The organism is Rhodanobacter sp. UC4437_H4 (genome assembly GCF_052978425.1).
Genome location: NZ_CM129673.1, coordinates 3,357,529 through 3,378,884, shown reverse-complemented (window position 1 = coordinate 3,378,884; position 21,356 = coordinate 3,357,529). Strand labels below are relative to the sequence as shown.

The following is a 21,356-nucleotide window of genomic DNA, read 5'->3' as shown; positions in this document are numbered from 1 at the left end:
TTTTGGCCCGTCGACGATTGCGCCGGGGCGGGCGATGCCTTCACGAAGGCAAGAGCCGGCGGGCGGTGCCCGCCCTACGCGGAGCGTCGGCAACTTCGCCCGGGTTCGGATGCGAACGGCACGTAGGGCAGGCAATGCCCGCCGCTTTCCGCCATGCCGTCACGAAGGCAAGAGCCGGCGGGCGGTGCCCGCCCTACGCGGAACCTCGGCAACTTCGCCTGGCTTCGGTTGCGAACAGCACGTAGGGCGGGCAATGCCCGCCGCTTTCTGCCATGCCGTCACAAAGGCAAGAGCCGGCGGGCGCCGCCCGCCCTACGCGGGGCGTCGGCAGCTTCGCCTGGCTTCGGTTGCGAACGGCACGTAGGGCGGGCAATGCCCGCCGCTTTCTGCCATGCCGTCACGAAGGCAAGAGCCGGGGGGGGGGCGGTGCCCGCCCTACGCGGAGCGGAACCAAATGGCGTCAATGCGCCTTGCAGGCCAGCGTCCTGTCTGCCACGGTGCCCAGCGACACTTCGGTGAGGACAATGCTTTCGCCACGGCTGCTGGTCCACTCGAATGGCCGATCCAGCTTGCCCATGTCGGCGCCCGCATCGCGGAAGCACTTCAGCGGAATGCCCACACGCAGCCACTGCCCGCGCGGCAGCGCCGCGAGTTGGGAGCCGATCGAAACCCCGGCGCCGCAGCCCTTGCCGCAGGCGACGCCGAGGGTCGTGCCGCGGGGCGACAGCGCATCGATGCGCAGGGTGGCCACCAGCATCACGTCGCCATTGGTCTGGCGATCCAGGTCCAGCGGCGAGCTGCTCGCCAGCGCGGCGGTCGCCGTGCCGGCAGCGGACCAGCTCAAGCGTCGCGCGTCTTCCTGCGCCTTGTAGTCGAGGGCGGCCACTTGCAGGCTGCCGTCGCCGGTGGCGGCAGGCGCCGACGATACGGTGTCGCTTTCGCCGTTGGCCGCCGTCAGTTGCAAGGCGAAACCGTGCGCCGCCTGGCCGCGCACGAAGTACACCCCGGCGCGCTCGTCATCCAGCGCCACGCCGGCCTGCTCCGGCAAGGTGCCCAGCTCGCGGTGATCGGCATAGCTCAGGCCATAGCCATAGGGGAATTGCGGGTGGTAATCCGGCTGCCCCACGTTGAGCGGTGTCTGGATCGCCGTGCGCGGCCACGAATAGGGCAGCTTGCCGTGGAAGTCGTAGTCGATCGAGCCGTCGCGCTTGCGCAGCAGCACGTCGGCGATGCCCTCGCCCTCGCTGCCGGGCAGCCATGCCACCACGAAAGCATCGGAGGCGTTGATCTCGCGATTCATCCACAACGGCCGGCCGGTGATGAACAGGGCCACCACCGGAACGCCCCGATCATGCAGGCGGCGCAGCAGGTCGAGGTCGTGATCGTTTCCGGGCTTGTAGGCAAGGTTGGGCAGGTCGCCCTGGAACTCGGCATAGGGATCCTCGCCGAACACCACGATGGCGGCGTCGGGCTTCTGCCTGTAACTGCCGTCGACCGACAGCACCGCCGTGCCGCCCGCGGCACGCACCTGCGCATCGATGCCGGCCCAGATCGAGGTCGCGCCAGGGAAGTTCGCGTTGGTGAGGCCGGTGCCTTGCCAGGTCAGGGTCCAGCCACCGTTCTGCTTGGAGATGTTGTCCGCGCCATCGCCGGCGACCAGGATGCGCTTGCGCGGGTCCAGCGGCAGCAGGGCGTGGTTGTTCTTCAGCAGCACCAGCGACTCGCGCACGGCGCGCCGCGCCACGGCCCGATGCGCGGCGCTGCCGATCACCTGCGCCGATGAGCGGGCCAGCGGATTTTGGCTGGGCAAGCCTTGCTTGAACATGCCCAGGCGCATCTTCACCCGCAGGATGCGGCTGACCGCGTCGTCCACGCGGCTCATCGGGATCGCGCCGGACTTCACCTCGGCCAGCGTGTTGCGGTACAGCCCCTTCCAGGAATCGGGCGCCTCCAGCATGTCCAGGCCGGCGTTGTAGGCGGCGGCGCAATCCTCGTTGGTGCAGCCGGGCACCTGGCCATGCGCGTTCCAGTCGCCCAGCACGATGCCGTCGAAACCCATGCGCTTTTTCAGCACGTCGGTGATCAGCGCCTTGTTGCCGGCCATCTTCACCCCGTTCCAGCTGGAGAAGGACACCATCACCACCTGCACGCCGGCGCGGATGGCCGGCGGATAGCCCGCGCCATGCACGTCGCGCAGCACCGCCTCGCTGACTTCCGCGTCGCCCTGGTCCTTGCCGTCCCTGGTGCCGCCGTCGCCAATGAAATGCTTGGCGGTGGCGATCACGTGATTCGCATCGAGGAACTGCGGCGTGCCGACCGCGCCCTCCAGCCCGGTCACGATCTGCGAGGCGTATGCCGCCACCAGTGTCGGGTTTTCCGAATAGCCCTCGTAGGCGCGGCCCCAGCGACTGTCGCGCGGCACGGTCAGGGTGGGGGCGAAGGTCCAGTTGATGCCGCTGGCGCGCAGCTCCCGCGCGGTGACCTTGCCGATGTCGCGCAGCAGTTCGGGATCGCGCGTGGCGCCCAGGCCCACGTTCTGCGGAAACAGCGTGCTGCCGACCAGGTTGTTGTGACCGTGCACGGCGTCGATGCCGAACAGCACGGGGATCGCGGGGCGCCCGTCGGAGCGCTCCAGCGAGGCGCGATGGAACGCGTCGGCCAGCTTCTTCCACTGCGCCGCGGTGCCGTACTCGCCACCGTCGGGGCCGGAATTGCCGCCGGCCAGGATCGAGCCGAGGCGGTACTGGCGCACGTCCTCCGGCGTCACGTACTTGATGTCGGCCTGGATCATCTGGCCGACCTTGTCCTCCACCGACATGCGATCCAGCAACGCCTTCACCCGTGCGTCCAGCGCGGGGTCGGCCGGCAACGGCGAGCTCACCCTGGGCCACAGCTGCGGATGCACGGTGGTCGAGGGGCTGACGGCATGGGCCGGCACGGCAACGAGCAAGGTGCCAGCGATCGAAACGACCACAAGACGGCAGGACAGGCCCCGGATCGGGCGAAAGGACTGTGGCACGTGAGGCTCCAGGCTGGCTCGCGCGCAAGGCGCGGAAGCCGCAGCGTGACACAATTGACAGCGCTGTCAATTTGCAGGGCAACATCGCCGCGGAGCGGGCTCGCGGCGGCCAATTCAGGCGGGGCTGGCGGTCGAGTCGCGGACTTCCAGCGAGAACGGCATCTCCACCAGCCGCCCTGGTCCGCGACCGCGCAATACTTCCAGCAATTGCAGGGCGGCGACCTTGCCCATCTCGCGGCTGGGCTGGCGAATCGTGGTCAGTGCCGGCCACAGCTGGCTGGCCAGCGGGATGTCGTCGAAGCCGCACACGGAAATGTCCTGCGGCACCTTCATGCCCCGCTCGTTGGCCACCCACATCACGCCGCTGGCCATGTCGTCATTGGCCGCGAACACCGCGGTCGGACGTTTCTTCAGCGCGAACAACTGCCGCGCCGCGGCCACCCCCGAGGCGAAGGTGAAGGCACCCTGCACCACCAGTGCCGGGTCCTCGACCAGGCCGGCGGCGGCCATCGCCTCGCGGTAGCCGGCCAGTCGCCACCTGCTGGCGCCGTGGTCGGCAATACCCGAGACGTGCGCGATCCGCCGGTGTCCAAGCGACAGCAGGTGCTCGACCATCGTGCGCGCGGCGAGTTGCTCGTCCATCGCCACGCCGATGTTGTTCTCCCGCGACACCGGCGACACGCTGGCGAACGGCACCTGGCGTTCGCGCAGGCGCTTGAGCAGCGGTGCGTAGTCGGTGATCGGCGGGGTCAGCACGATGCCGTCGGGATGATGGTCGGAGATCACCGCATCGAGCCGGCGCACGAAATCCTCGCCGCGCATGCGCAGCGGCCGCACCATCATGTTGTAGCGGTGCGCGTCGCAGGCCTCGAGCACGCCATCCTGGATCTCGGCCAGGTAGGTCGAGGCGGGATTGTCGTTGTTGTCGTACAGCATCGCCACCAGGAACGAACGATTGCCGGCCAGGCTGCGTGCCGACGACAGCGGCCGGTAATCCATCGCCTCCATCGCCTCGGTCACGCGCTTGCGCGTGGCGTCGCTGACGTTGGCCTCGTCGTTGAGCACGCGCGACACCGTCTTGGGCGAAACGCCCGCGCGGCGTGCAACGTCTTCCAGCCTTACCCGCATGCCTTGATCCAAGTGTTGCCGCGCCTGCGCTCAACTATGCGGTCAGCGCCGGCCCGTTTACAAGAACCGCCGCGACCGGCGGTCGGCAGCCGCCCGGACCCGGCGCGGCCAGGGCATGAATACGTATGCATCGGGTAGTCGTCGGCGCGCGCGGCTGCCTACCATGCCGGATGGCCGGGCCGGTTGGGTGCCGTGGATGCTGCACTCGCAACGTGCAGGCCGGGCGCGGCCGTGACATAACACCTGTCGGAGAATCCAGCACATGAGCCGCATGACCCCTCGCCACACTTCCAGGCTCTCGCCATGCTGGGCCTGATGCTGGCTGCCGCCATGGCCAGCGCGCCGCTGGAAGCGCCCGCATGGCATGACGGGCTGGACTGGCACGGCGTGCACGTGGGCATCCGGCGTGACACGCAGGACACCTACACCCTGGACTGGCCGTTCGGGCAGCGGGTGATTGCGCCGCAACCGTTCAAGGCCGATACCGCCAGTGCGCTGTTCGACGGCTTGTACGCGATGGCGCAGGACGATCTGCGCCAGGATTCGGTGAGCGCGATCCGCGACGGCGCGTTCGACCATGGCGCGCCGATTCCCTGCCACTGTTTCGAGACCGGGTTGAAGTGGCCATACGTGTGGACGCGCGACCTGTCGTACGCGATCGACCTCGGCCTGTGGCGGTTCGACCGCGCCCGCGCGCGCAACGGGCTGGAGTTCAAGCTGTCCGGCGTGCGCGAACCATCCGCGCCGCAGGGCCTGTACGTGATGCAGGACACCGGCTCGGGCGGCAGCTGGCCGATCAGCACGGATCGCGTGGTGTGGTTCCTCGCCGCGCGGCACCTGCAGGACGATGCCGCGTTCGCCGACAAGATGCGCACGGCCCTGCGCGACACCCTGGCGCAGGACCGGCAATACGCGTTCGACGCCAATTTCGGCTTGTACCGCGGCGAGACCTCGTTCCTGGACTGGCGCGAACAGACCTACCCGGCGTGGACCGCCAACGAGGTGACCTTCATCGGGCAATCGTTCGCGCTGTCGACCAACGTGCTGCACTACGAGGCGTTGCAACTGGCCGCCGCGCAGGCCGGCGCCGATCACCAGGCTACCGCCAGGAACACCTACCGCACCCAGGCCGCGGCGCTGAAGCAGGCGATCAACCTGCACTTCTGGCGCGCCGACCGCGGCATGTACATGAGCTACATCGGTGGCGACGGCACGCCGGTGGACAGCTACGACCTGCTTGGCATCTCGCTGGCGATCGCCAGCGGAGTGGCCGATGGCGAGCGCGCGCGCCAGACCCTGGAGAACTATCCGAGCTGGCCGGCCGGCAGCCCGGTGATCTGGCCCGAACGCAGCGACCAGCCGATCTATCACAACCGCGCGATCTGGCCGTTCGTCAGCGCCTACGCGCTGCGCGCCGCACGCACGGTCAACGACCCGGCGCGCATCGCCCACGAGATCACCTCGGTGATGCGCGGCGCGGCACTGGTCGGCTCCAACATGGAAAACTACGAGCTGCTGACCCAGGGCCAGCACGTGGACGAGGGCAAGCTCAGCGGCCCGGTGGTCAATTCGCCGCGCCAGCTGTGGTCGGTGGCGGCCTACCTGGACGTGGTGACCGAGGGCGTTTTCGGCGTGGAGGAAGACGGCCGCGTGCAACCGAAGCTGCCTGTCTCGCTGGTGCCGATGCTGTTCGGCGCGCGCAACGCCATCAGCCTGGACCTGCCCGGTCGCCGGATCACGCTGCAATTGCCGGCCAAGCGTGACGGCAACCTGCTGGTCGCCGATCGCATCCGCACGCAAGGCACGCATGCCACCGTGACGTTGAAGGCGATCCGGGCCGACGCACCGCCGCTGCGCATGGACGCCCCGCTGTACGCGCCGATCGCCCCGGCCGCGCCGACGCTGGCCGCCGACGGCGATCGCTGGATCGTCAACGGCGACGGGAAGCTGCAGCTCTACGTCAACGGGCGGCGCGCCGGTGCCATCGACGGCCACGGCACGCTCGCCCGCACCGAGGATCTCGCCTGCGTGCGCGCCACCCGCGTCGATGCGCATGGCCTGGAATCCCTGCCCAGCCCGGCGACCTGCGTCGGCCCGGTCGATCAGGCCGGCGGCGACTGGCCGCGCCACTGGACCGCGCCCGCCACCGGCAGCTATCGCGTGTGGGCGGATTACCGCAACGCCAACGGCCCGATCAACACCGGCGTCACCGCCGCGGTGAAATGGCTGCTCATCAACTGCGATGGCAGCGACACGCAGCGCGTGCCGCTGGTGATGCCGCACAGCGTGGCCACCCAGCCATCCACCCATGGCCGCTTCAGCGCCACCGGCAAGGCGCGCTGCACGTTCGCGCTGGAGGACGGTTTCAACATGAGCTACCTGCAGCACTTCGCGCACTACACGGGCGGTACCGGCGGCATCGACGGGCCGTTGAACCAGGCCGAGGTCGACGACCTGCACATTGCGCCGCTGGCGGACGGAACCCGTACCCCATGAGCAGGAAACCCGAACTGTCGTTCTGGCAGATCTGGAACATGTGTTTCGGCTTCCTGGGCATCCAGTTCGGCTTCGCATTGCAGAACGCCAACGTCAGCCGGATCTTCCAGACGCTCGGCGCCGAGGTGAACGACATCCCGATCCTGTGGGTGGCCGCACCGCTCACCGGGCTGATCGTGCAGCCGATCATCGGCCACTACTCCGACCGCACCTGGAACCGGCTCGGCCGTCGCCGGCCGTATTTCCTGGCCGGCGCGATCCTCGCCACGCTGGCCCTGCTGGCGATGCCGAACTCACCCACGCTGTGGGTGGCTGCGGGGCTGCTGTGGATCATGGACGCCTCGTTCAACGTGTCGATGGAGCCGTTCCGCGCCTTCGTCGGCGACCAGTTGCCGGAGCACCAGCGCCCGCGCGGCTTCTCCATGCAAAGCGTGTTCATCGGCGTGGGTGCGGTAGTGGCGTCGCTGATGCCGTGGCTGCTGACCAAGGTCGGCGTCAGCAACGTCGCCCCGGACGGCGCGATTCCGGACACGGTCAAATATGCCTTCTACGCCGGCGGCGCCCTGCTGATGGGCACGGTGCTGTGGACCGTGCTCTCCACGCGGGAGTACCCGCCCGAGCAGTTGCGCGAATTCGACGACGACGCCAGGCCCATGCCCGTGGACGCCTCCCGCGCGTGGCGGCCCGGCCTGCTGCTGATCGTCGGCGGCCTGCTGGTGTGGCTGGCCATCCGGCACTTCTCGCTCGAAAAGGAACTCTACGTGCTGGCCGGCGGCCTGCTGGTGTTCGGCGCGCTGTTCGCCTGGCTTGCCTTCAGCCGCAGCCAGGGCATGCTGCGCGAGGTGATGGGCGATCTCTACAGCATGCCGGATGCGATGCGGCGGCTCGCCATCGTGCAGTTCTTCTCGTGGTTCGCGCTGTTCGCGATGTGGATCTTCACCACCCCGGCGGTAACCGCCGTGCAGTTCGGCAGCAGCGACCCGCATTCGGTGGCCTACAACACCGGCGCCAACTGGGTCGGCGTGCTGATGGGTGCGTACAACGGCTTCGCCGCGCTGGCGGCGATCGCGATCCCGCTGCTGGTGCGCCGCATCGGCCTGCGCTGGAGCCACCTGGTCAACCTGTGGCTGGGCGGCGCGGGGCTGCTCTCGTTCCTGTTCATTCGCGACCCGGACTGGCTGCTGCTGTCGATGGTCGGGGTGGGCGTGGCGTGGGCGTCGGTCCTGTCGCTGCCCTACGCGATGCTGTCGGACAACCTGCCCGCGCAGAAGATGGGCGTGTACATGGGCATCTTCAATTTCTTCATCGTGATCCCGCAGCTGATGGCGGCCAGCGTGCTCGGCCTGCTGCTGCGGTTGTGCTTCCACGACGAGCCGATCTACGCGCTGGCGCTGGGCGGTGCCAGCCTGTTCGTGGCCGGCCTGTTCACCCTGCGCGTGCGCGAGCCCGCCATCGATGACGGAAAGCCTTCGCCCGCCCCGTAGGAGCCCGCTCGCGGGCGATGCTCTCGAAGTCGGGATATGCAAGAGCAAGAGCTATCGCCCGCGAGCGGGCTCCTGCACGGAGAGTCGGAAGGGTCAGACGTACTCGACCACCTCAAGCCCGAAGCCGCCCAGTCCCACCAGTTTGCGCGGCGTACCCAGCACGCGCAGGCGGTGCACGCCGAGGTCGGCCAGCATCTGCGCGCCGAGGCCAAGCTGGCGCCACTCCTGCTGCTGCGCATCCTCCGGCGCCTGCGCCGCCGGCTTGCCCTGCAACCGCGCGAGCAGGGCCTCCGGCGTGTCCTCGCCGGAGAGCACCAGCAGCACGCCGCGACCCTCGTCGGCGATGCGGCGCAAGGCCGAAGTGACGGTGAGGCCGAGGTCGTCGCGCTTGAGATGCAGCACGTCGGACAAGGTATTGCGCACGTGCACGCGCGAGAGCACCGGCGCGCCGTCGTCCACGGTGCCGCGCACCAGCGCGTAGTGCAGGCCGCGACGGATCACGTCGCGGTACGCCACCAGCCGGAACGGGCCGAACTCGGTCTCCACCGATTCCTCGTGTACGCGCTGCACGGTCTTTTCGGTTTCCAGCCGGTAACGGATCAGGTCGGCGATCGAGCCGATCTTCAAGCCGTGCCTGGCCGCAAAGACTTCCAATTCGGGACGACGCGCCATCGAGCCGTCTTCATGCAGCACTTCGATCAGCACCGCCGACGGCTCCAACCCGGCCAGCGCGGCCAGGTCGCAGCCGGCCTCCGTGTGGCCGGCGCGGGTCAGCACGCCGCCCGGTTGCGCGGTGAGCGGAAAGACGTGGCCGGGCTGGGCCAGGTCCTGTGGCTTCGCATCGGACTTCACCGCCACCTGGATGGTGCGCGCGCGGTCGTGCGCCGAAATGCCGGTGGTGACGCCCTCGGCCGCCTCGATCGAGACGGTGAAATTGGTGTGGTAGACCGAGGTGTTGTCGCTCACCATCGGCCGCAGCCCGAGCTGGCGCGTGCGCTGCTCGGTGAGCGTGAGGCACAGCAGGCCGCGCGCCTCGCGCACCATGAAGTTCACGTCTTCCGGCCGCACCATCTGCGCGGCCATGATCAGGTCACCCTCGTTCTCGCGGTCCTCGTCGTCGAGGATCACGACCATGCGGCCGGCGCGGATGTCTTCGAGGATTTCGGGGATGGTGTTGAAGGGCATGAGGGAAGTCCGTAGTGAATTCCTTCTCCCTGCGGGAGAAGGTGCCCCGAAGGGGCGGATGAGGGTTCGGGGCCGAGCGAAGCATCGCGCTTCGCCCGAACCCTCACCCCAACCCCTCTCCCGCAGGGAGAGGGGCTTTCAGTCAGGCGAAACCGTGTTGCTTGAGGAAGGCCTCATCCAGCCGCGGCGCCTCGCCGCTGGCCAGCAGGCGCTCGACATAGCGTGCAATCACGTCCACCTCGATGTTCACCGCATCACCCGTGCGGCGCGCGTGGAACGCGGTGTGCTCGACCGTGTGCGGGATCAGGTTGACGCCGAAGCGATGGCCGGCGACTTCGTTGACGGTGAGGCTGGTACCGTCGATGCAGACCGAGCCTTTCGCGGCGATGTAGCGCGACAGGGCGGCGGGCACTTCGAACGTCCAGCGCTGCGAGCGGCCATCGGGCGTGATCGAGACCACCCTGCCCAGCCCGTCGACATGGCCGGAGACCAGATGCCCACCGAGCCGGTCGGCCAGGCGCAGCGCCTTTTCGAGATTCACCGGATCGCCGGGCTTCAACTGGCCCAGCGACGTCAGCGACAGCGTCTCGTTGGAAACATCGGCGCTGAAGCCGCGCGCATCCAGCGTGATCGCAGTGAGACACACGCCGGAGACGGCGATCGAGTCGCCGAGCTGCACGTCGGTGAGGTCGAGGTCGGCGGTATCGACGTGCAGGCGCACGTCACCGCCGCGCGGTTCGAGTCGCGCAACGCGTCCCACGGTCTGGATGATGCCGGTGAACATCAGCACACCTCCCGGGGGGAGATGGCAAGCGAGACTGAAACGATGACAGGCATGAAACGTTCTCCGCGTCGGAAAGCGAGAACGCCCCAAGGCATGAGGCAGACGCATGGCATCGCTGCCATCCGCCTGGCCGTCTTCTTTCATCCGGACTGTGGGCCGCACCGGCGAACCGGAACAACCTGGACCGTCGGCTCCGGCATCGGACCGGATCTGCTGACCTCCCGATGCTGCCGGGAGCGCTCGCGGGCTCGTTCCGAGGAACCTACCGCCGGTGGGGAATTTCGCCCCGCCCTGAAGACGTTTGCCGATGAACCGGCCGCCGGATTCTAACACGCCCGCCATGCGCCACTCGCGCGCCAGCCGTTTGCCCGCCCGCTGCGGCATCATGTCCGTCCCTGCCAAGGAGGTTTCCATGCGCAAGCATCGACGCGGCTGGTCGACGTGGCTCGCCATCCTGCCGGCCGTGTTCTGGCTGGCCCACGCGCGCGCCGGCGAGGCGCCGGCCGACGTCTACACCGGCACGCTGGGCCGGCAGGCCATCGTGCTGCAACTCACCCCCGGCGACGACGCCGCCACGGCCGGCCGCTACTTCTACGTGCGCCACCACCGCGACATCGCCTTGTCGGGCGCGCCGGCCAGCAACGGTCACCTGCAACTGCGCGAAGGCTGGGACGCCGACGCCAACGGCCCGCGCATCGCGCTGGACCGGCAAGCCGACGGTGGCTGGCGCGGCCAATGGCAGGACGACAAGGGAACGACCCTGCCGGTCGCCCTGCACCCGGCCACGGTGGCGCCGCCCCCCGCCGATACGCCGCCCTGGCTGAAGCAGCTCCATGCGAGCGACCGCTACGACTACCTGCGCCTGGCCGGCCTCAAGCCACAGGCCGGCCAGCGCGAAACCTTCATGGGCCATGCCCTGCAGTGGTGGCGCGTGCCCGACGCCGGCATCGCGTTCTTCGAGATCCTGGACGGGTACCCGCCCGCCGAGCTTGCGCGCATAAACCAGGTGCTGATGGACCGGATGTGGCGGGAAACCGGCAGCTACTACGACTGCATGTTCAACCACTTCAACGAAGGCGATTACGAGCAGACGGTGACGCCGCGCCTGCTCACGGCGAACCTCGTCAGCGTCAGCGTGTTCACCAATTACTACTGCGGCGGCGCCCATCCGGACTTCGGCGATGCGGCGATCAACCTCGACGCGCACACCGCCTGGCCGCTGACCCTGGAAGACATCCTGTGGCTGGGCAAGGGCAAGCCGCTGCACTACGCCACGGGCGCCGACGGCAACCCCGCACCCGGCTCGGCCAGCTTCGAGGCGTGGTCGGATTACCGCGAGCAGCATCTGGCGCCCTGGCTGGCGCGGCAATGGCGGCAACTCTATCCGCAGGAGACGACGGCCACCGGCGGCGACGACGATTGCGGCTACGACGACCCCGGCGTGTGGCAGTTCGTGAGCTGGCACATGACACCGAAGGGCTTGTTCATCGGCCCCTCCTACGCTCGCGCCGCGCGCGTGTGCGAAGCCAACGACGACTGGTCGGTGCTGCCGTGGGAGACGGTGCGCCGGCATCCGGGGCGGCTCCGGCTCACCCTGCCCTGACCCCGGGCGGCGCCAGCGCCGCGACCAGGTGATCGATCAATGCCCGCAGTGCCGGCGTGCGATCCGCGCCGGGCAGCCACAGCAGGTGGATAGGGAACGAGGGCAGTCGCCAGTCGGGCAGCAGTTCGACCATGCGGCCTTCGGCGACCAGCGCGTCGGCCATGTAATCCCCCTGCAGGCCGACGCCCACGCCGGCCAGCACCGCGTCACGAATGGCCTGCGAATCGTTGCAGCTCAGCACCGGCTCGATGCGTACCGCGCGCCGCTGGCGCTGACGGGCGAACGTCCACAGTGTGCCGCGGCGGTAGCCGGTGAAGCTGATGCAACGATGCGCCTTGAGATCGGCCGGGTCGCGCAACGGCGGCGCCGAAGCCAGGTAGTCGGGCGAGGCGCAGGGAAATATGCGCATGGTGCCGGCCCGCCGCGCCACCAGTTGCACGTCGGCCAGGCGCCCCAGCCGCACGGCCAGGTCCACCTTGGCGGTGACCATGTCGACGTAGGCGTCGTCGTAGATCGCGTCGATGCGCACGCCGGGATGCTTGCGCATGAAACCGGCCAGCAGCGGGGCCATGCGGTAACGACCGAAGCTGGCTGCCAGGTGCACGCACAGGTGGCCGGCCAGTTCGCCGCCGGGCGGGTGCAGGTCGGCGGCCAGCTGGGCCATCACCGCTTCCATGCGTTGCCATTGCGCCAGCAACAGCTCGCCGCGCGCGGTCAGCGCCATGCGCCGGGTGGTGCGCAGGAACAGCCGCGCGCCGACCGCCTCCTCCAGCGCCGCGATGCGCCGGCTCAGCACCGACGGCGTGCAGCCCACCTCCAGTGCCGCGCGCGAGAAATTGAGCCGCCGCGCGGCTGCCGCGAACGCGCGCAGTTCGCGCAGGCGGGCGGGCGTGAGGTCGAAAGATTGATTCATGTGACGAACAGAAGATTGACCATTCGTGTGGATTATCACCAAACGACGGTGGCGGGACCATGGCCTCATTTCCACCACGGAGCCATCCCATGCGTGCCATCCAGCTTTCCGCCTTCGGCCTGGACCATCTCGACCCGGTTGACTTGCCCACACCGCGCCCCGGCCCGCGCGACGTGCTGGTGCGGATGGAAGCGGCCTCGCTCAATTTCCGCGACCACATGCTGGTCAATGGCGACCTCTACCGCGGCGTGCCGCTGCCGATCGTGCCGGTGTCCGACGGGGCCGGCACGGTGCAGGAAGTGGGCGGGGCGGTGACCCGCTTCAAGCCCGGCGACCGCGTCACCACGTTCTACAAGTCGCGCTGGATCGCCGGCGCCATGCGGCCGGAGTGGGAGGGCGCCGAGATCGGCGGCCCCCATCCCGGGGTGATGCGCGAGTTCGCCTGCTTCGACCAGTACTCGCTGGCACGTGCGCCGGCGCACCTCACCAGCGTGCAATCAGCCACGCTGCCGATCGCCGCACTCACTGCCTGGCAGGCGCTTGAGCTGGCTCACATCACCACCGGGCAGACCGTGCTGCTGCTGGGGACCGGCGGCGTGTCGCTGTTCGCGCTGCAGTTCGCCAAGTTGCGCGGCGCCAGGGCGATCATGCTGTCCTCCAGCGACGCCAAGCTCGAACGCGCCAAGGCGCTGGGCGCGGACGTCGGCATCAACTACGCGAAGCACCCGCAGTGGGGGGCGCTGGTACGCGAGGCCAGCGGCGGCGCCGGCGTTGAGCTGGTGGTGGAGACAATCGGCGCGGCCACGTTCGCGCAATCGCTGGAAGCGGTGCGCATGCACGGCATGATCGCCGTGCTGGGCTGGATCGGCGGCAGCGAGGCCACCTTGCCGCTGACCCCGGTGGTGCTCAAGCGCGTGCGCGTGCAGGGCATCTCGGTGGCGTCACTGGAAGCGCACGAGCAGATGGTCGCCGCCATCGAGGCCACCGGCCTGGAACCGGTGATCGACCACGTCTACGGCTTCGGCCAGCTGCGCGAGGCGTTCGAGCAACTCGTCGCCGGCCGGCATTTCGGCAAGCTCGCGATCGACTTCAGCGCCTGAAACGACGCCGGGCCGGGCACGGCGAGATCAGCGCGGGCGCAGGCGCAAGCGGATATCCGCGCCGAGCATGCGCTGGTCGACCACCTGCAACTGCCAGCGCGAGGCCATGTCGGCCAGCGGCGGCAACTGCAGCAGCGACCGCGCGCTGTCGCCCAGCAGCAAGGGCGCGACATAGAGCAGCAGTTCGTCGACCAGGCCGGCCGCGAACAGCGCACCGCACAGGGTCGGGCCGGCTTCGACGTGCACCTCGTTGCAGCCGCGTCCGGCCAGCAGGGCGAGCACGGCGGGCAGGTCGAGTCCGTGGTCTCGTGTCGCCACCGCAAGGCGTTCCGCCCGGGCAAAGCGATCGTCTGCGCACGTTGCCGCAGCGCCATGCAGGACCAGCGTCGGCGCCGCGCCGTCCAGCACATGGCTGCCGGCGGGTGTGCGCAGTTGCCGATCCAGCAGCACGCGCAGCGGCGGCATGAATTCCTCGTCCTGCGGCAACCGGACGGTGAGCCACGGATCGTCCGCCAGCACCGTGCCGCTGCCGGTGAGGATTGCCGAGCTGCGCGCGCGCCAGCGCTGCACGTCCAGGCGCGCCGCATCGCCGGTGATCCACTTCGACTCGCCACTGGCCAGTGCGGTGCGCCCGTCCAGGCTCATCGCCAGCTTCACCCGCACGAACGGGCGGCCGCGTTCGAGACGGCCGAGGAAGCCGCAGTTCAACTCGCGCGCCGGCCCGCGCAGCAGGCCGGTTTCGACCGCAACGCCGGCGGCGCGCAACTTGTCGATGCCGCGACCGGCCACCTGCGGAAACGGATCTTCCGCGGCAATCACCACCCGCGCCACACCGGCGGCCACCAGCGCATCGGCGCATGGCGGCGTACGTCCATGGTGTGCGCACGGCTCCAGGGTCACGTAGGCGGTGGCGCCCCGCGCCCGCGCGCCCGCCTCGCGCAACGCATGTACCTCCGCGTGCGGCTCGCCGGCGCGCTGATGAAAGCCGGTACCGATCACCTCGTCGCCATGCGCGATCACGCAGCCCACGCGCGGATTCGGCTGGGTGGTGTACAGGCCGCGCTCGGCCAGGCGCAGCGCGTGCGCCATGTGGAGGTGGTCAGTGCCTGAAAATGCCATGCGTCGATTGTACGGGCCCGCTGGCGGGCGATGCTCTTGGCCGGGAATCGGCCTTTCGACAAGCTCGGGACGGTGAATTGGGGAATCGGAGAAACGGGAGCATCGCCCGCCAGCGGGCTCCTACGGTTTGCGCGTACCGCCACCGAGCAGGGGAAGCTGCAGATCGGACAGGCCCGGCAGGTCGCGTTCCAGCTTCTCGATCTCCTCGCGGAACGCGTGCACGTCCTCGAACTTGCGGTAGACCGAGGCGAAACGCACGTAGGCGACCTGGTCGAGGTTCTTCAGCTCGCGCATCACCAGCTCGCCGACCTGGCGCGAAGGCACCTCGCGTTCGCCGCTGCGACGCAGGTCGTTGACGATCGCCCGCACCGCCGCGTCCACCGCATCACTGGCCACCGGCCGCTTCTGCAACGCCCGCTCGAAACTCACCCGCAACTTGCGCTCGTCGAAGGTCTCGCGCCGCTCGCCGCTCTTCACGATCGCCGGCAACTTCAGCTCGGCCGTCTCGAACGTGTTGAAGCGCTCGCCGCACTGCGGACACTCGCGCCGCCGCCGCACGGTCGAACCGTCCTCGGTCAGGCGCGAGTCGATCACGCGCGTGTCTTCGTGCTGGCAGAAGGGGCAATGCATGGGTCAGGAATGAGGGTAGAGAAGTGAGTAACGAGAGAACAGCATCAACGCCGACTTTCTCTCACCTCTCACTCCTCTTCACCCACTTCTCGCTCAGCCGTAGACCGGGAATTTGCGGCACTGCGCCGTCACCGCGTCGCGCACGCGGGCGATCACGGCGGCGTCGTTCGGGGCGTCGAGCACGTCGCAGATCCAGCCGGCCAGGGCCACGCAGTCGGCTTCCTTGTAACCGCGGGTGGTGGCGGCGGGGGTGCCTACGCGCAGGCCGGAGGTGACGAAGGGCTTTTGCGGGTCGTTCGGCACGGCGTTCTTGTTGACCGTGATGTGCGCCTTGCCCAGCGCGGCCTCGGCGTCCTTGCCGGTGATCGGCTTGCCGATCATGTCGACCAGCATCAGGTGGTTCTCGGTGCCGCCGGAGACGATCTTGTAGCCGCGTTCGATGAAGGTCTTCGCCATTGCCTTGGCGTTCTTCACCACCTGCGTCTGGTACTCCTTGAACGCCGGTTCCAGCGCTTCCTTGAACGCCACCGCCTTGGCCGCGATCACGTGCATCAGCGGGCCGCCCTGGATGCCGGGGAACACGATCGACTGCAGCTTCTTCTCGATCTCCTCGCCCGCGCCCCTGCTCACGATGATGCCGCCGCGCGGGCCGCGCAGGGTCTTGTGGGTGGTCGAGGTGACCACGTGCGCGTGCGGCAGCGGGCTCGGATAGACGCCGGCGGCGACCAGGCCGGCGACGTGGGCCATGTCGACGAAGAACAGCGCGCCGACCGAATCGGCGATCCGGCGCATGCGCGCCCAGTCGACCACCTGCGAGTAGGCGCTGAAGCCGCCGACCAGCATCTTCGGCCGGTGTTCGGTGGCCAGGCGCTGCAACTCGTCGTAGTCGATCAGGCCGTTCTCGTCGACGCCATACTGCACCGCGTTGAACAGCTTGCCGGAGATGTTGACCTTGGCGCCGTGGGTGAGATGGCCGCCATGCGCGAGCGACATGCCCAGGATGGTGTCGCCCGGCTGCAGCAGCGCCAGGTACACCGCCTGGTTCGCCTGCGAACCGGAGTGCGGCTGCACGTTGGCGTAGTCGCAGTCGAAGAGCTGCTTGAGCCGCTCGATCGCCAGCTTCTCGGCCACGTCCACGTACTCGCAGCCGCCGTAGTAGCGCTTGCCGGGATAGCCCTCGGCATACTTGTTGGTGAGCTTGGAGCCCTGCGCTTCCATCACCCGCGGGCTGGCGTAGTTTTCCGAGGCGATCAGCTCGACGTGATCTTCCTGGCGCTGGCCCTCGTGGGCGATGGCCTGGGCCAGTTCGTCGTCGTAACCGGCAATCGTGCAGTCCTTGGGGAACATTCTGGCCTCGTGAAATGGCGGGTGGGCAAGTCGGAAATTGTAGCCCCGGCCGGCATTTCCGGCCACCGACACGCCGCCGACCCGGCGCAGGATGAATATTTGAATGACAGATATTGAAATCTGTCATTCAAATATCTACTATTCCCACTCCCCCGAACCGGCACACCCCATGAAACACCGCACCCTGGGCCGCAGCGGCCCGCAGGTTTCCGCCCCCGGCCTCGGCTGCATGGGCATGTCGGACTTCTACGGCGACACTGATCGCAGCGAAAGCATCGCCACCGTGCATGCCGCGCTGGACGCCGGCGTCACCCTGCTCGACACCGGCGATTTCTACGGCATGGGCCACAACGAGCTGCTGCTTGGCGAGGCGCTGGCCGGCCGCCCGCGCGACAGCTACCAGCTCAGCGTGAAGTTCGGCGCCCAGCGCGGGCCGGACGGCGCGTGGCTCGGCTACGACGCGCGCCCGGCGGCAGTGAAGACGGCGCTGGCGTATTCGCTCAGGCGCCTGCGCACTGACTGCATCGACGTCTATCGCCCCGCGCGGCTCGATCCGAACGTGCCGATCGAGGACACCGCGGGCGCCATCGCCGAGCTGGTGCAGGCCGGCTACGTGCGCCATCTCGGCCTGTCCGAAGTTGGCGTGGAAACCATCCGCCGTGCACATGCCGTGCTGCCGGTGGCCGACCTGCAGATCGAGTACTCGCTGATCTCCCGCGGCATCGAGCAGGCGATCCTGCCGGCGTGCCGCGAGCTGGGCATCGCCGTCACCGCCTACGGCGTGTTGTCGCGCGGCCTGATCAGCGGCCACTGGGCGAAGGATCGCGGCACCGACGCGCGCGACTTCCGCCAGCACAGCCCGCGCTTCCAGGGCGACAACCTCGAACACAACCTGCAGCTGGTCGACCTGCTGCGCGGCTTGGCCGAGGCACGCGGCTGCAGCGTGGCGCAACTGGCGATCGCCTGGGTGCTGGCGCGTGGCGACGACATCGTGCCGCTCATCGGCTCGCGCACCCGCGAGCGGCTGGCCGAGGCGCTGGGGGCGCTGACCGTCACGCTGGGCGCGGACGACCTCGCCGCGATCGAGCGCGCCGTGCCATCGGATGCCGCCGCGGGCGAGCGCTACGCCGCCACCCAGATGGCGATGCTCGACAGCGAACGCTGAACCACCTTTCCGCTCGACGAGGAGATCCGACATGTACGCCATCATGGACATCACCGGCCAGGTCGGCAGCGCGGCCGCGAAATACCTGCTGGAGCGCGGCCAGCGCGTGCGCGGCATCGTGCGCGGCAAGGACAAGGCCGCGGCCCGAGCCGTGCGCGGCGTCGACCTCGCGGTCGCCGAGGGAGCGGAGGCACTGGCCGCGGCATTTGCCGGAACCGAGGGCGTGTTCGTCGCGTTGCCGGCCAGTCTCGCGCCCGGTTCCGACTTCGCCGAATCGCGCGCCATGATCGCCGCACTGGCCAGCGCCCTGCGCAAAGCCACGCCAGCGAAAGTGGTGGCGCTGTCCTCCATCGGCGCACAGCACGCGCGCGACCTGGGCTTGCTCACTCCCCTGCACCTGCTGGAGCAAGCGCTGGACGCGCTGCCCCTGCCCCGCTCCCACGTGCGCGCCGCCTGGTTCATGGAGAACCTGAGCCGGCACGTGGTGCCTGCGCAACTCGAAGGCCGTCTGGAAAGTTTCCTGTCGCCGCTCGATCGGGCGATACCGATGGTCTCCACCGACGACGTCGGCCGCACCGTCGCCAGCACGCTGGAGGAAACCTGGTTCGGTCGCCGGTTGATCGAGGTCGAAGGGCCGCGGCGCTACAGCCCGCTCGACATGGCGCAGTCGTTCGCCGCGGTGCTGGAGCACGACATCGAGACGACCGCGATACCGCGCGACCAATGGGCAACGCGCTTCGCTGACGAAGGCATGCCGGCGGACCGCATCGCCGGGCACGTCGCCATGCTGGACGGCTTCAACAGCGGCTGGATCGCGTTCGAGAAGCGCGCGACGGAACACGTCTGCGGCCGCATCCCGCTGGGTTACGTGGCGGACGAACTCGTCTGTGCCACGCTCGATGTGCTTGAATCGGCGGCATGAACGACTCCGTACTCACGCCCGAACGCATCCTCGCCGCTGCCGAAGACGTGCTGCGACGCTATGGCCCCGGCAAGGCGACCGTGGTCGACGTGGCGCAGGCGCTCGGGGTCAGCCATGGCAGCGTGTACCGGCATTTCGCCAGCAAGGCGGCGCTGCGCGAGGCGGTCCTGCAGGGCTGGCTGGCACGGTCGATGGCGCCGCTGCAGGCGATCGCCAACAGCCGCACGCCACCGCCGGCACGCCTGCGCCAGTGGTTCACCGCGCTGCGCCAGACCAAGCGCGACAACGTGCTGGGCGACCCCGAGCTGTTCGCCACCTACAGCGCGCTGGCGGCGGAGGCGGGCGACGCCATCGCCGAGCACAAGGCGCGCATGCAGCAGCAGATCGCCTCGATCCTTGCCGCCGGCGTGGCCAGCGGCGATTTCCGCCCGCTCGATCCACCCGCTGCCGCACGGGCACTGTTCGACGCCACCGCGCGCTTCCACTACCCGGGCCTCTCGCACCTGTGGGACCAGCCCGGCGAGGATGCCGCGTTCACGCAGCTGCTCGACCTGTTGCTGGCCGGCCTGGCCCCGGCGCCCGCTGCGCCACGGCGGCGCAAACCGGCGCGCTGAACGGCGTAACGCCGGCGCAAGCCGCTATAATGCGTGGTTTGTCGAATTCCCTCCCCGTGCCGGTGCTCCCGGCGGCGGGGCGCACGCCTTCGGAGGTTGCATGAGCTCGCAGTACATCTACACCATGAACGGGGTCAGCAAGATCGTCCCGCCGAAGCGCCAGATCATCAAGGACATTTCGCTCAGCTTCTTCCCCGGCGCGAAGATCGGCCTGCTCGGCGTCAACGGCGCGGGCAAGTCCACCGTGCTGCGCATCATGGCCGGCGTGGACACCGACTTCCAGGGCGAGGCGCGCGCGCAGCCCGGCACCAAGGTCGGCTATCTGGCGCAGGAGCCGGATCTGAACCCGGACAAGACCGTGCGCGAAGTGGTCGAGGAAGGCGTGGCCGAAATCCTCGATGCGCAGAAGCGGCTCGAAGAGGTCTACGCCGCCTATGCCGAAGACGGTGCCGATTTCGACGCGCTGGCCAAGGAGCAGGAGAAGCTGGAAAACCTGCTGGCCGCCAACGACGCCCACGCGCTGGAGCGCCAGCTCGAGGTGGCCGCCGACGCGCTGCGGCTGCCGCCGTGGGATGCGAAGATCGGCCCGCTCTCCGGCGGCGAGAAACGCCGCGTGGCGCTGTGCCGCCTGCTGCTGTCCAAGCCGGACATGCTGCTGCTGGACGAGCCGACCAACCACCTGGACGCCGAATCGGTGGACTGGCTGGAAAAATTCCTGCACGACTATCCCGGCACCGTGGTGGCAGTCACCCATGACCGCTACTTCCTCGACAACGCCGCCGAGTGGATCCTCGAACTCGACCGCGGCCGCGGCATTCCGTGGAAGGGCAACTACACCGAATGGCTGGAGCAGAAGGACGCCCGCCTGAAGCAGGAAGCGAACCAGGAGAAGTCGCGCCAGAAGGCGATCGCGAAGGAGCTGGAGTGGGTGCGTTCGGCCGCCAAGGGCCGCCAGTCCAAGGGCAAGGCCCGCCTGGCCCGCTTCGAGGAGCTGAACTCGGTCGACTACCAGCGCCGCAACGAGACGAACGAGATCTTCATCCCGCCGGGCGAGCGGCTGGGCCAGGAGGTGATCGAGTTCAAGAACGTCACCAAGTCGTTCGGCGACCGCGTGCTGATCGAGGACCTGTCGTTCAAGGTGCCGCCGGGCGCGATCATCGGCGTGATCGGCCCGAACGGCGCCGGCAAGTCCACCATGATGAAGATGATCATGGGCAAGGAGACGCCGGACTCGGGCGAGGTGAAGCTGGGCCACACCACCAAGCTCGCCTACGTCGACCAGTCGCGCGACGCGCTCGACCCGAAGAACAACGTGTGGCAGGAGGTGTCCGGCGGCTCGGACATCCTCACCATCGGCAACTTCGAGATCCAGTCGCGCGCCTACATCGGCCGCTTCAACTTCAAGGGCACCGACCAGCAGAAGATCGTCGGAAGCCTGTCCGGCGGCGAGCGCGGTCGCCTGCACATGGCCAAGACCCTGCTGCAGGGCGGCAACGTGCTGCTGCTCGACGAGCCGTCCAACGACCTGGACGTGGAAACCCTGCGCGCGCTGGAAGATGCCCTGCTCGAATTCCCCGGCTCGGCGATCGTGATCTCGCATGACCGCTGGTTCCTCGACCGCATCGCCACCCACATCATCGCGTTCGAGGGCGACTCGCACGTGGAGTTCTTCCCCGGCAACTACAACGAGTACGAAGCCGACAAGAAGCGCCGCCTCGGCGACGAAGGTGCGCGGCCGCACCGGGTGAAGTACAAGAAGCTGGCCTGAGAGCAGGAGTGAGTGGAGAGGAGTGAGAAAAGAGAGATAAAGCGTCGACGAACCCGCCTTCTCTCGTTTCTCACTCTTC

Annotated in this window: 16 protein-coding genes and 1 riboswitch; of the genes, 8 read left to right on the top strand and 8 right to left on the bottom strand. The window is 68.7% G+C overall.

All coding sequences use genetic code 11. The features are described from left to right. Positions 1–460 precede the first annotated feature (460 nt). Both ACVCL3_RS15165 and ACVCL3_RS15160 read right to left on the bottom strand, forming a co-directional pair. Complete coding sequence (locus ACVCL3_RS15165) at positions 461–3,019, bottom strand: glycoside hydrolase family 3 N-terminal domain-containing protein (RefSeq protein WP_447099844.1); 2,559 nt, start codon at positions 3,017–3,019, stop codon at positions 461–463. Positions 3,020–3,133: 114 nt separating this feature from the next. After that, the gene (locus ACVCL3_RS15160; RefSeq protein WP_395119919.1) at positions 3,134–4,147 is read right to left on the bottom strand and encodes a LacI family DNA-binding transcriptional regulator; all 1,014 of its coding nucleotides are present in this window, start codon (positions 4,145–4,147) and stop codon (positions 3,134–3,136) included. 303 nt (positions 4,148–4,450) lie between these two features. On the opposite strand from ACVCL3_RS15160, the gene ACVCL3_RS15155 reads away from it, so the two are divergent. Both ACVCL3_RS15155 and ACVCL3_RS15150 read left to right on the top strand, forming a co-directional pair. Further along, positions 4,451–6,643 (top strand): Six-hairpin glycosidase-like protein, encoded by a 2,193-nt coding sequence (locus tag ACVCL3_RS15155; RefSeq protein ID WP_447099843.1) that lies wholly within the window; start codon positions 4,451–4,453, stop codon positions 6,641–6,643. Then, a complete protein-coding gene (locus ACVCL3_RS15150; protein WP_447099842.1) occupies positions 6,640–8,127 on the top strand; it encodes an MFS transporter in 1,488 nt (495 codons plus the stop codon). Before ACVCL3_RS15155 ends, ACVCL3_RS15150 begins: the two co-directional genes overlap by 4 nt. Positions 8,128–8,220: 93 nt before the next feature. Here the strand turns inward: ACVCL3_RS15150 and ribB are convergent, their stop codons facing one another. Continuing rightward, the gene (ribB, locus tag ACVCL3_RS15145) at positions 8,221–9,312 is read right to left on the bottom strand and encodes a 3,4-dihydroxy-2-butanone-4-phosphate synthase (RefSeq protein ID WP_395119922.1); all 1,092 of its coding nucleotides are present in this window, start codon (positions 9,310–9,312) and stop codon (positions 8,221–8,223) included. 142 nt (positions 9,313–9,454) lie between these two features. Then, positions 9,455–10,096 (bottom strand): riboflavin synthase, encoded by a 642-nt coding sequence (locus tag ACVCL3_RS15140; RefSeq protein WP_447099841.1) that lies wholly within the window; start codon positions 10,094–10,096, stop codon positions 9,455–9,457. Positions 10,097–10,224: 128 nt separating this feature from the next. After that, a riboswitch (FMN riboswitch) is annotated at positions 10,225–10,399 on the bottom strand. A gap of 109 nt (positions 10,400–10,508) precedes the next feature. On the opposite strand from ACVCL3_RS15140, the gene ACVCL3_RS15135 reads away from it, so the two are divergent. Next, positions 10,509–11,699, top strand: coding sequence for a hypothetical protein (locus ACVCL3_RS15135; protein ID WP_447099840.1), 1,191 nt, complete (start codon positions 10,509–10,511; stop codon positions 11,697–11,699). Here the strand turns inward: ACVCL3_RS15135 and ACVCL3_RS15130 are convergent. Next, positions 11,686–12,612, bottom strand: coding sequence for a LysR family transcriptional regulator (locus tag ACVCL3_RS15130; RefSeq protein WP_447099839.1), 927 nt, complete (start codon positions 12,610–12,612; stop codon positions 11,686–11,688). The genes ACVCL3_RS15135 and ACVCL3_RS15130 overlap by 14 nt on opposite strands. Positions 12,613–12,701: 89 nt before the next feature. Here ACVCL3_RS15130 and ACVCL3_RS15125 point away from each other — a divergent pair, with 89 nt between their 5' ends. Then, positions 12,702–13,712: a zinc-dependent alcohol dehydrogenase family protein gene (locus ACVCL3_RS15125; protein WP_447099838.1), complete on the top strand. Its 1,011-nt coding sequence runs from the start codon at positions 12,702–12,704 to the stop codon at positions 13,710–13,712. Positions 13,713–13,739: 27 nt separating this feature from the next. Here ACVCL3_RS15125 and ribD read toward each other — a convergent pair whose 3' ends face one another. From ribD to glyA, 3 genes are all read right to left on the bottom strand, one after another. Beyond that, the gene (gene ribD, locus ACVCL3_RS15120) at positions 13,740–14,831 is read right to left on the bottom strand and encodes a bifunctional diaminohydroxyphosphoribosylaminopyrimidine deaminase/5-amino-6-(5-phosphoribosylamino)uracil reductase RibD (RefSeq protein WP_447099837.1); all 1,092 of its coding nucleotides are present in this window, start codon (positions 14,829–14,831) and stop codon (positions 13,740–13,742) included. A gap of 120 nt (positions 14,832–14,951) precedes the next feature. Then, positions 14,952–15,461, bottom strand: a complete 510-nt coding sequence (nrdR, locus tag ACVCL3_RS15115; RefSeq protein WP_395119928.1) for a transcriptional regulator NrdR — start codon at positions 15,459–15,461, stop codon at positions 14,952–14,954. Between the two features lie 93 nt (positions 15,462–15,554). Beyond that, positions 15,555–16,808, bottom strand: a complete 1,254-nt coding sequence (gene glyA, locus ACVCL3_RS15110) for a serine hydroxymethyltransferase (protein WP_447098281.1) — start codon at positions 16,806–16,808, stop codon at positions 15,555–15,557. A 169-nt stretch (positions 16,809–16,977) separates the two neighbouring features. Here glyA and ACVCL3_RS15105 point away from each other — a divergent pair, with 169 nt between their 5' ends. The 4 genes from ACVCL3_RS15105 to ettA all read left to right on the top strand — a co-directional run bounded on the left by ACVCL3_RS15105 (position 16,978) and on the right by ettA (position 21,277). Next, complete coding sequence (locus tag ACVCL3_RS15105; protein WP_447099836.1) at positions 16,978–17,973, top strand: aldo/keto reductase; 996 nt, start codon at positions 16,978–16,980, stop codon at positions 17,971–17,973. 31 nt (positions 17,974–18,004) lie between these two features. Beyond that, positions 18,005–18,895, top strand: coding sequence for an NmrA family NAD(P)-binding protein (locus tag ACVCL3_RS15100; RefSeq protein ID WP_447099835.1), 891 nt, complete (start codon positions 18,005–18,007; stop codon positions 18,893–18,895). Next, the gene (locus ACVCL3_RS15095) at positions 18,892–19,509 is read left to right on the top strand and encodes a TetR family transcriptional regulator (protein ID WP_447098278.1); all 618 of its coding nucleotides are present in this window, start codon (positions 18,892–18,894) and stop codon (positions 19,507–19,509) included. Before ACVCL3_RS15100 ends, ACVCL3_RS15095 begins: the two co-directional genes overlap by 4 nt. A 100-nt stretch (positions 19,510–19,609) precedes the next feature. Further along, positions 19,610–21,277, top strand: coding sequence for an energy-dependent translational throttle protein EttA (ettA, locus tag ACVCL3_RS15090; protein WP_447099834.1), 1,668 nt, complete (start codon positions 19,610–19,612; stop codon positions 21,275–21,277). Positions 21,278–21,356 lie beyond the last annotated feature (79 nt).